This window comes from Mesorhizobium sp. YR577, from assembly GCF_900116595.1.
GTDB lineage: Bacteria > Pseudomonadota > Alphaproteobacteria > Rhizobiales > Rhizobiaceae > Mesorhizobium_M.
The window spans coordinates 1-9,959 of sequence record NZ_FPBI01000053.1; the positions used below are offsets into that span (position 1 = coordinate 1).

A 9,959-nucleotide genomic window follows, 5' to 3' on the forward strand; every position below is an offset into this window, starting at 1 on the left:
CGCCGCTCTCCCCGATCCCGGTTCCAGAACCCGGTCCCGCAAGAGCGATGAGGGGATTATGCGGGCGGTGTCTTGGGGTGTGGAAAGATTGGGCGTGAAAAAATGTGCGGGGTGAATGGAAACAATGGGTTGGCGGGAAATCGGGTGAGAATCTTTCCTCCACTTCGTGAGCTTCACCTTCGATGGTTCTGCACCGCAGCGGCTTCATCGATGTTCCGGCATGGATCCCCGGGTTCCTCCGCCGAACTACGTTCGGCTCCGGCCCCGAGGATGACGAGCTTGGTATTTGCTGCCTTCGCAAACCGTCACCGCCAAACCGCCAACGTCAAACCGTCAACGCCAAACCGCCAGCGCCAAGCGGCCAACGCCTGAGATTGGCGACAAGCCCCAAATGCAATTCGTCATTCTCGACCTCGTGAGCGAGGAACGAGCGGAGAGTGTCGGGAATCCATGCCGGAACGGAGACGAGCTTCGGCGGTGCAGAACGCGCGTCAACATTAGGACGGGGCCGTGCTTGCCGATGCTCGGAATGGGTCCCGAATAACCTTCGCTTCGCTCCGGTTTCCGGGATGACGAAACTTCGTGGTTGGCGCCGCCCATCGCCAGGGTTGACGTTTGAAGTGTCGTCCCTCCCTTCGTCATCCCGGGCGCAGCATGAGCGGAGCGAATGCGGGGGTCGCTCTTGCGACGGACCCATGCCTGAATGGAAAGGAGCTTCAGCGGGGCAGGGGTGTCACCGTCAGGACCGGGCCGCCAATATCCTGCCAGGTCGGGCCGCAATCGCCGATCAGCCGCCCCGGTGCATGGCCGCTTACTCGGCGGCTTGCACTTCCGGCGCAATGCCGAGCCAATCGCGGCAATCGGTAAGCGCGCGCGAGGTGATGGCGTGGCGTTTGGCGACGATCTTGTCCTTGCCGCGCAGGCGCTTGCCTTCGGATTTCGGCGCTTCGACTGCCGGAAACAGGCCGAAATTGACGTTCATCGGCTGGAACGAGCGCTTTCCCGGCTCGTCGTCGGAGACGATGTGGCCGCCGGTGATGTGGTTGAGCAGAGCGCCGAATGCGGTGGTGACCGGCGGTGGTGACACCTGCTGGCCGAGAAGCTCGGCGGCGGCGAAACGGCCGGCGAGCAGGCCGATGGCGGCGGATTCGACATAGCCTTCGCAGCCGGTGATCTGTCCGGCAAAGCGCAGGCCGGTGCGGCCCTTGAGCTGGAGCGTTTCATCGAGCAGCGTCGGTGAATTGATGTAGGTGTTGCGGTGCAGGCCGCCGAGCCGGGCGAAATCGGCATTTTCCAATCCCGGAATCATCCGGAAGATGCGCACCTGCTCGGCATGCTTCAGCTTGGTCTGGAAGCCGACCATGTTGTAGAGCGTGCCCAGCGCATTGTCCTGCCGCAGCTGCACGACGGCATAGGCCTTGACGTCCGGATTGTGCGCATTGGTGAGGCCCATCGGCTTCATCGGGCCGTGGCGCGCGGTCTCGGGGCCGCGCTCGGCCATCACCTCGATCGGCAGGCAGCCGTCGAAATAGGGCGTACCTTCCCACTGCTTGAACTCGGTCTTGCCGCCGTCGATCAACGCCTGGATGAAGGCCTCGTATTGCTCCTTGTCCATCGGGCAGTTGATGTAGTCCTTGCCGGTGCCGCCGGGGCCGACCTTGTCATAGCGCGACTGGAACCAGCATGTGTTCATGTCGATCGTGTCGAAATGCACGATCGGGGCGATGGCGTCGAAGAAGGCGAGCGCGTCGGCGCCTGTCTTTTCGGCAATCGCCTCGGCCAGCGACGGTGCCGTCAGCGGTCCGGTGGCGATGATCGCCTGCTGCCATTCCTCGGGCGGCAGGCCGGTGACTTCTTCGCGGACGATGGTGATCAGCGGATGGGCTTCGAGCTTCGCCGTTACGGCTGCCGCGAATCCGTCGCGGTCGACGGCCAGCGCCCCGCCGGCCGGCACCTGGTTCAGGTCGGCAGAATTCATGATCAGCGAGCCGGCAAGCCGCATTTCGGCATGCAGCAGCCCGACCGCGTTGGCCTGCGCGTCGTCGGAGCGGAAGGAATTGGAGCAGACGAGCTCGGCAAGACTGTCGGTCTTGTGTGCGTCGGTGCCGCGCACGGGGCGCATTTCGTGGAGCGCGACAGGCACGCCGGCCTGTGCTGCCTGCCAGGCGGCTTCGGAACCGGCGAGACCGCCGCCGATGATATGGAGCTGTTTTGTTGTCATGCTGGGGGAATAGGCCGATGGCCGGGGGAAATCAATCTCTGCCGAAACATGGGTCGCGGCGTACCGTCAAAACAACAACGCCCGCCGCGGGAGGAGGTGCGGCGGGCGTCGTTTTGATCGGCCAGCGATCGGGAGGAGGAGATGCTGACCGTATTCATCGGAACCTGGGAGGAGGTAGGCGCCGACGAAATTCTTTTCGCCATTTATAGGGTGCGAAAGCCCTTCGGAAGACAACGCCCGCCGCGGGAGGAGGTGCGGCGGGCGTCGTTTTGATCGGTCAGCGATCGGGAGGAGGTGAAGGCTGACCGTATTCATCGGAACCTGGGAGGAGGTAGGCGCCGACGAAATTCTTTTCGCCGTTTAGAGGGTGCGAAGGCCCTTTGGGAGACAACACCCGCCGCGGGAGGAGGTGCGGCGGGTGTCGTTTTGGCCAGTCAGCGATCGGGAGGAGGTGAAGGCTGACTGCATCCGTCGGGACCTGGGAGGAGGTAGGTGCCGACGAAATTCCTTAGATTAGATCGAGCGGCGAGCGACCGACTGGATTTCGGCGCGGTTGATGCCGAGGTCCGAGAGCTCACGGTTCGAAAGGCGGCTCAGCTCGGAAACGGTTTCCCGGTAGCGGCGCCAGTTGCGGTAGTTGCGAAGGATGTTCATTTCTTTTTTCTTGCTTTCTTTACGTCTTGGTAGTGCCGAGGCCACAATCGGCCTCGAAATCAGTTAGGCGGCCTTGCGGGCAACGAAAGGAATGTCGCTGCGGCTGATGCCGAGGTCAGTCAGTTCGCGGTTCGAAAGGCGGCTCAGCTCGGAGACGGTGTCCCGGTAGCGGCGCCAGTTGCGGTAGTTGCGGATCAGGTTCATCGTAGTGCTCGTTTCGTCTTTGGTTCGTTTTCTTTATCGCTGTTTACGAAGCCTAAATATGTCCGGCTGTTACATTTTAAAAGTGCTATCGGCGCATGGCAGCAATGCGTTTTGTGCATTGCAACATTAATCGATTTTAGTGGCTGCGGCGCAAATGTGGCCAAATCTTAAAAAAGCCATGACAACAACGGCTTGTTCGGCGGTCTTTTCGTCGCAGGCTTTATCGGGAGAGTTGCATTGGCTGGTTATTCGTCACGGGTGAAGCGGGACATCGGCCGTTGGCTGGAGAGCGACCTGATCGACGCCCAGACGGCCGAGGCGTTATCGCGCGATGTCGAGGCGAACGAAAGCAACCTGTTCAGTTTCGGCTTCATTCTCGCGGTCATGGCAGCCCTGTTGCTGGGTGCGGCGATCCTGCTCCTGGTCGCTTCGAACTGGGAGGCGATACCGCGCCTGGTTCGCGTCGCCTGTCTGTTTGCGATCATCCTGGGCGGTTATATCGGCGGCGCAGCGCTGAAGCTGCGCGGCAGCGACGCCATTGCTGAAGCGCTGTGGCTGATTGCGGCAGCGGCCTTCGGCGGCTCGATCGCGCTGATCGGGCAGATGTATCATCTCAGCGGCGACGAGGCCTCCGCCGTGATGACCTGGTGTCTCGGGACCGCGTTGGCGGCTGCCGCCCTGCGTTCCGGTCCGCTCACCATCGCTGCCGCCGGCATCGCAATCGCATGGATGGTGCTGAGCCAGGTCGAATATTGGGACGGGGGCCGGTTTCCGTTTTTCTACCTGGCCATCGCGGTGGTACTCTGGCTGGTGTCCTATTGGACGCAAAGCCGCACCACGCGTCACCTGATCCTGTTGTCACTCATATTATATGGGGGCATGCTGGCGGTGCATTACGACGACGTTGCCGGCATCGGAACTGCCATGGCGATCGTCTCGGCGGCACTGTTTGCGGCAGCGGTCTATCTGCGTGATCCCGTCGAGAAGATCGCGCAGCTTGGGGGAAGGCTGCCGGTGCACTGCCTGATAGGTTTCCTCACTGGATTGGCGCTGGTACAGGCCGAAATGGTCGACAAGACGCCGGGCCTGGCTATCGGAGCACTCGTGACCTTCGCCGGCATTGCGGCAGCCCTGCTGCTGGCCGGACGCGAAAGCCGCATGCTGCGCTGGGTCGCCTATGCCGGCTTCGGCTTGGAGCTCTGCTACGTCTATGTCGTCATGTTGGGCACGATGCTCGACACGGCCGGCCTGTTCCTGGCGTCCGGCATCGTGCTCGGCATCATCGCGCTCTTCATCATCAGGGTCGAGAAGCGCGTCAAGAGCAAGCTGCTTGAGCAGAAGGGAGCCGCGTAATGCCCAAGAACAGGCTTCTTATATCCGCGCTCGCGCTGGCGCTGGTGCAGATCGGTTTCCTGTCATGGATCATCGCGTCGCGCGCGGCGATCCTGCGCAACGGGCAGGAAGTGTTGCTCAAGGTCGAGCCCGTCGATCCGCGCGACCTGCTGCGCGGCGACTATGTCCGGCTCGGCTACGATATTTCGAACATTCCGGCGAAGTTGGTCGCCAACGCCCCGGCCGGCCAGTCGTGGACAGCGGCGGGGCCGATCTTCGTGCGCGTCAAAAAGGACGCCGACGGTTTCTGGAACGCGACTTCGGCGTCGCTCGGCAAGGCACCGGCTACGCCGCCAGCGGACGGCGAAGTGGAACTGCGTGGCGAGGTTTCGTCCAGCTGGACCATGGACGAGAACGCCACCCTTCGCGTCGATTACGGCATCGAACGGTTTTATCTGCCGGAAGGCGAGGGGCTGGCGATCGAGCGCGACATGCGCGTGCGCAGCTTCGGCATAGTCGCCGCAGTCGACAAAAACGGCACGCCGCAGATCAAGGCGCTGATGGATGGCGAGACGAAGTTGTATGCGGAGCCGCTTTATTGAAGCAAGGCCGCTGGAAAACTGGTGCGGATGATAGGAGTCGAACCTACACGCCTCTCGGCACTGGAACCTAAATCCAGGGCGTCTACCAGTTCCGCCACATCCGCATTGCGCCCGCAATCTCACGTGGCCATCATTCTGTCAATGTCGCGATTGAACGATGAACCGGCTTACGTGCGAAGAGAGTTGAAAAATAAGTCCGTGTGTGACAAAAGGCGTGTCAAATGTGACGGGTTACAAAGGTCCGCTTCGGACGAATGTGGTAAGAAGCAGGAAAAACAAAGACTTACCCACATTCTTGGAATGGACTGACAGCACTTTCCGCCGGCGGCGCGAGCCACCTCGGTTGAATTGCTTCACCCGCCCAAAGAATACCCCCGGCACGAGAATTCCGGCAGGCTGAGCGGCAGGACGCCGTTTGTTCAGCCGCTTTCGTGAAAACAAAGGTTTTATGATGCAGGTTACCGAAACACTCAATTCCGGTCTTAAGCGCGAAATCAAGGTGACCGTGCCGGCCGGCGATATGGAAGCCAAGCTCGTCGAGCGGCTTTCGGACGCCAAGAACAAGGTGCGTATCAACGGCTTCCGTCCCGGAAAAGTGCCGATGCAGCACCTGCGCAAGGTCTACGGCAAGTCGTTCATGGCCGAGGTCGTCAACGAGATCCTGTCGAACTCGACGCGCACCATCATCTCCGATCGTGGCGAAAAGGCTGCCATGCAGCCGGAAGTCACCATGACCGAGGACGAGAAGGAAGCCGAAAAGATCCTCGCCGGCGGCGCGGACTTCGAGTTCCAGCTTTCCTACGAAATCATCCCGGCCATCGAGATCAAGGATTTCTCCAAGATCGCCGTGACCCGCCAGGTCTTCGACGTGCCGGAAGGCGAGATCGACGATCAGGTCAAGCGCATCGCCGAATCTTCCCGCACCTATGAGCCCAAGACCGGCAAGGCTGCAGAAGGCGACCGCGTCACGATCGACTATGTCGGCAAGATCGACGGCACGCCGTTCAACGGCGGCACCGGCAACGATCAGCCGCTGGTGCTCGGCTCCAAGGAATTCATTCCGGGCTTCGAGGATCAGCTGATCGGCGCCAAGGCCGGTGACGAGAAGCTCGTGACCGTGACCTTCCCGGAAAACTACAACGCGCCTGAACTGGCCGGCAAGGAAGCCACCTTCGACGTCACCGTCAAGGAAGTCGGCAAGCCCGGCGATCTCGAGATCAACGATGAGACCGCCAAGAGCCTTGGCCTTGAGTCGCTCGAGCGCCTGCGCGAGATCGTCCGCGGCCAGATCGAAAGCCAGTTCGGCACGATGACGCGCCAGAAGGTCAAGCGTCAGCTTCTCGACCAGCTCGACGAGAGCTACAGCTTCGAAGCGCCGTCCAAGCTCGTCGAAGCAGAGTTCGAAAACATCTGGAACCAGGTCCATCGCGATCTCGACGCCGCCGGCCGTACCTTTGCCGACGAAGAGACGACGGAAGAGGAAGCCCGCGCCGAGTATCTGCGTCTTGCAGAGCGCCGCGTGCGTCTCGGCCTCGTTCTGGCTGAAATCGGCGAGAAGGCCGGCGTGCAGGTGTCGGACGAGGAACTGCAGCGCGCGCTGTTCGAGTTCGTGCGCCGCTATCCGGCCAACCAGCAGCAGGAAGTCTTCGACTTCTATCGCAACAACGCCAACGCGCTGACGACCCTGCGCGCGCCGCTGTTCGAAGAGAAGGTCATCGACCATCTGCTGACCCAGATCTCCGTCACTGACCAGAAGGTCAGCAAGGAAGAGCTGATGGCCGACGACGAGGACGAAGGCGCAGCCAAGCCGGAAAAGAAGGCCAAGAAAGCGTCCGCCAAGAAGGCTGACGACAAGAAGGCCGGCGACGAGGCTGCTGCCGAAGAGCCGAAGAAAAAGGCCGCTCCCAAGAAGAAGGCCAAGGAAGCTGACGCCGAATAAGGCGACGCTTACGGGACGTCATGAAAAAGGCCGCTGGTAAGACAGCGGCCTTTTTTGCTTTTGAGCTGAAATGGAGTGGAGCCAATGAATTCTGAAACGATCGAGATCTATCGTCCTCGAGGTGTTTCAAATTTGGGGCAATGGGACATTGGCGGCCTCAAGCTTAAAGTCTATGGCCTTGTCGCAGATAACAAGAAGATCGACCAAGCCATGGTAACCCTTGCGCAGTCTTTTGTGCGACAGGAAGTGCTGCCGCGCGTGGTGGACGAGGGCGACGACAATGGCATGGGCTTTGTGATCATTCATCCTGGCGAGCTTGGTATTTCCATTTCGGCTCACTGGTGGATACAGGGTTCGGTGCTTTGTCAGCATATCTATCGGAAGCTGTATGCTGCCTCCGAACCGATGGACACAGTCAAAAGGCCAGTTATCGCCTGTGTTTGGGAACTAGCTCTTATAAACGCCGAGCAGGAAGCCTGGCGAAAAGCGATGATGAAGAGCGAGCCAAGTCCGTCAGCCTACATGGACACGCGCGCTGACTTCGCAGCCGCATAGAGACCCAACTTTACAAATTTGATGCGGCTGGAATCCGCGTGATTGCTATGCAATCATTCCGCAGCCGTCAGACGTCCAGGCGCTTGTTCGCGCTCAAACGTCGTTTTACTAAATTGCCGCTGCATTCGCCTTATTGCATTCCAATGGTTCCGGGACGGGAAAGTATGACGTCACGCGCAACTGCCAAAATCCTGCTTTCTATGCTTTTCATCACTGTTTGGGCGCTTGGGGCCACCACCGCGCGAGCGCAGCTGGCGGATGGATGGCGCTTCGGCAACGGCAGCAATGGCCAGTTCACCGCGTCGGTGTTCTCGACCAACACGATGAGCACGGATTCCTCGCGCGTTATCGAGTATCACCCCGTTTTCACGATCGGTTGCCGTGCGGGCGGGAATTCCAACTGGACGCAGTCGATCCAGCTTAGGGAGTCTCTTTCCAGGCGGCAGGCAATCGATCTCGACCTGCGCATCGACGGCAGCGCATTTTCCGAGCAATGGTCGCTCGGCTTCCAGAATCGCAGCTTCTTCATGGACGGCGATGCGGCCGTTGCCCGCCTTCTGGGCGCCAGCCGGTTCCGGGCGGTCTGGCGCATCAGCTTTCTGTCGGGCAACGGCGAGGCCGACTTCAACCTTACGGGTATCAGCGACGCCCTGACGAAAATCGCCGGCTCGTGCGGTGTTCCGCTGCCGTGAGCGAAAGAAATGCTGCAGCCGAAACGTCGCCTGCAGTCGCCCTTTGCGGATCGGCTGACGGGATTTCCGTCAGCCCTGCCTGAGGCTTTCGTCGCGGATGGCGATTATGGACTTCCTGGAACCCATCCATTTTTCGTGAGTGACTTTGCCGTCGCAGAACAGCATCTCCATCTGACGGGTGGAGAGCAGGCAGTGATGATCGATTATGTCCTGGGCCTCCGCGTAATTGGCGATACGCCGGAAGAAACCGAGCGAGTAACGCTGGATTAGCGCGATACGGACGCGCCTCGGCAGATATTGGAAGCCGGGGAAGCGGAAATGCGGTTCGTATGGAAACCAGTAGTTCGGTGTCTGGACATAGTAGTTCGCCCCCAATCGGCGCGTGTTGGCAGCGAACATATTCATGTCCGCCCATGTCCCGACATGCTCGATCACGGAATTGGAATGAACCAGATCGAAGCGCCTGTCTGCGAAAAGGTTCGGGTCGGTCGCGCTTGCGACGACGAAGGAAAACAGGTCACGCTGCCTGATTTCATGGTTCTCGGTGTTGACTAGGGTAAAGTGGATGCTGTTCCGGTTACGCTGGATGAAATCTTCGCCGATCAACCAATATGTTTCAGTGCCTCCGAGATCGAGGATCTCGCAACTCCCTTTCTTATCCATGGTCGCTTGGATAAGAGACTGAATCTGCTCGAATCTACGTTGCCGAAAACTGAACTCAAGGCTCTGTTTGTTTGCGTACGGATCGGCTTTAGTTTGCGTTGTAGTAATGGAATTGGAAATTTCGGCTGCCTGCATGCGCCATGTCCCTCGCTCATATCCCCAGTCTGTATTTAGCGCTTAACGTTTGATTAGTATTAGCAAAGTCTAAACATAGTTAAGCTGGCTATGATCGCTACGAGCGGGGAGAGGTCTAGATCAGCAGCAGGCCCTTCATGCTGGCATGGCCCTTCTTGCCGATGATGATGTGATCATGCACGGCGATGCCGAGTGGTTTGGCCGATTCGATGATCAGCTTGGTCATGTCGATATCGGCCCGCGACGGTGTCGGGTCGCCGGAAGGGTGGTTGTGGATCAACCCAAATGCAACATTAAACTATTGAAAATGCAGTAGAAATATTGTTTCTTCTTTTTCCGGGGTAGGTTTTTGGGGTCGGAGTTTTCCCCGCCCCCAACGTTTATCATCTATGGTCCTGAGCGTTCATGTTGGGAAATTTTGCTTCACGGTTGTGGCACGACTGCCCTCGGCGATTCGTAGTTTGGGTGTGCTACCTTTCACGTCCCGTGTTTTCCGCAAATGTTCTTCGACACCAAACAGCAATGGATGACGTGCCGGGCGATGGTGTTTCGCCACGGATCTGGTCTCGGGTGCGGAACCCTCTCTCGGCGTTCTCTTTTGCCGTGGTGGCTTTGGGATTGACGGCGTGATCTCGACGGTCTCATCAGATGCCTCCGGCAGCGGTGGTAGCTCTGCCGGAAGCCCGACCGCCGGGCCAGTTGCGTCGCTTCCAGGCTGGTTCCCTGGGGCGATCAACTTGATAGATGCCTGTGTCTGCCTCGAGAATTGACCTTCTGTTTCGACGAGCCAAGGAATACGCCAAATCGACAGATTTATAACCGCAACGCAACGAAACGGTCCAACTTGGCAAGCGTCTGCATACCTAGTTCAATCGCCCCAAAGCCCTTTGCTTCCTGGAACTCGGCCGCAGTGCTCAAGATCATGCCCAGGGTTACCTTCGTAAACCCGTCCTGATCCTCGA

General features: G+C 59.4%; 9 protein-coding genes, 1 tRNA gene and 2 pseudogenes. 5 read left to right on the forward strand and 7 right to left on the reverse strand.

From position 1 onward, the window contains the following. Window positions 1-811: 811 nt before the first annotated feature. The 3 genes from trmFO to BM413_RS31915 form a co-directional block, all read right to left on the reverse strand. Complete coding sequence (gene trmFO, locus BM413_RS31905; RefSeq protein ID WP_091918857.1) at window positions 812-2,221, reverse strand: methylenetetrahydrofolate--tRNA-(uracil(54)-C(5))-methyltransferase (FADH(2)-oxidizing) TrmFO; 1,410 nt, start codon at window positions 2,219-2,221, stop codon at window positions 812-814. Window positions 2,222-2,734: 513 nt separating this feature from the next. Continuing rightward, a complete protein-coding gene (locus tag BM413_RS31910; protein WP_091918858.1) occupies window positions 2,735-2,875 on the reverse strand; it encodes a DUF1127 domain-containing protein in 141 nt (46 codons plus the stop codon). Between the two features lie 63 nt (window positions 2,876-2,938). Then, window positions 2,939-3,079, reverse strand: coding sequence for a DUF1127 domain-containing protein (locus BM413_RS31915; protein ID WP_091918859.1), 141 nt, complete (start codon window positions 3,077-3,079; stop codon window positions 2,939-2,941). A gap of 237 nt (window positions 3,080-3,316) precedes the next feature. Between BM413_RS31915 and BM413_RS31920 the strand changes: the two genes are divergently transcribed. Together BM413_RS31920 and BM413_RS31925 are read left to right on the forward strand one after the other, a co-directional pair. After that, window positions 3,317-4,432: a DUF2157 domain-containing protein gene (locus tag BM413_RS31920; protein ID WP_091918860.1), complete on the forward strand. Its 1,116-nt coding sequence runs from the start codon at window positions 3,317-3,319 to the stop codon at window positions 4,430-4,432. Continuing rightward, entirely contained in the window at window positions 4,432-5,013 is a 582-nt protein-coding gene (locus BM413_RS31925) for a GDYXXLXY domain-containing protein (protein ID WP_091918861.1), read from the forward strand. The genes BM413_RS31920 and BM413_RS31925 overlap by 1 nt, the downstream gene beginning before the upstream one ends. A gap of 19 nt (window positions 5,014-5,032) precedes the next feature. On the opposite strand, the gene BM413_RS31930 is transcribed toward BM413_RS31925, so the two are convergent. Further along, window positions 5,033-5,117 (reverse strand) — tRNA-Leu (locus BM413_RS31930). A gap of 347 nt (window positions 5,118-5,464) precedes the next feature. On the opposite strand from BM413_RS31930, the gene tig reads away from it, so the two are divergent. The 3 genes from tig to BM413_RS31945 all read left to right on the forward strand — a co-directional run bounded on the left by tig (window position 5,465) and on the right by BM413_RS31945 (window position 8,199). After that, complete coding sequence (gene tig, locus BM413_RS31935; protein ID WP_091918865.1) at window positions 5,465-6,952, forward strand: trigger factor; 1,488 nt, start codon at window positions 5,465-5,467, stop codon at window positions 6,950-6,952. Window positions 6,953-7,036: 84 nt separating this feature from the next. Continuing rightward, the gene (locus BM413_RS33965) at window positions 7,037-7,507 is read left to right on the forward strand and encodes a hypothetical protein (RefSeq protein WP_091918862.1); all 471 of its coding nucleotides are present in this window, start codon (window positions 7,037-7,039) and stop codon (window positions 7,505-7,507) included. Window positions 7,508-7,590: 83 nt separating this feature from the next. Then, complete coding sequence (locus tag BM413_RS31945; protein WP_139238714.1) at window positions 7,591-8,199, forward strand: hypothetical protein; 609 nt, start codon at window positions 7,591-7,593, stop codon at window positions 8,197-8,199. Between the two features lie 69 nt (window positions 8,200-8,268). Here the strand turns inward: BM413_RS31945 and BM413_RS31950 are convergent, their stop codons facing one another. The 3 genes and pseudogenes from BM413_RS31950 to BM413_RS33970 form a co-directional block, all read right to left on the reverse strand. Beyond that, window positions 8,269-8,997, reverse strand: coding sequence for a class I SAM-dependent methyltransferase (locus tag BM413_RS31950; RefSeq protein ID WP_091918864.1), 729 nt, complete (start codon window positions 8,995-8,997; stop codon window positions 8,269-8,271). 115 nt (window positions 8,998-9,112) lie between these two features. After that, window positions 9,113-9,277 (reverse strand): annotated as a pseudogene (locus BM413_RS31955) (JAB domain-containing protein); the annotation flags it as partial. Between the two features lie 533 nt (window positions 9,278-9,810). Beyond that, window positions 9,811-9,959 (reverse strand): annotated as a pseudogene (locus BM413_RS33970) (ATPase); the annotation flags it as partial.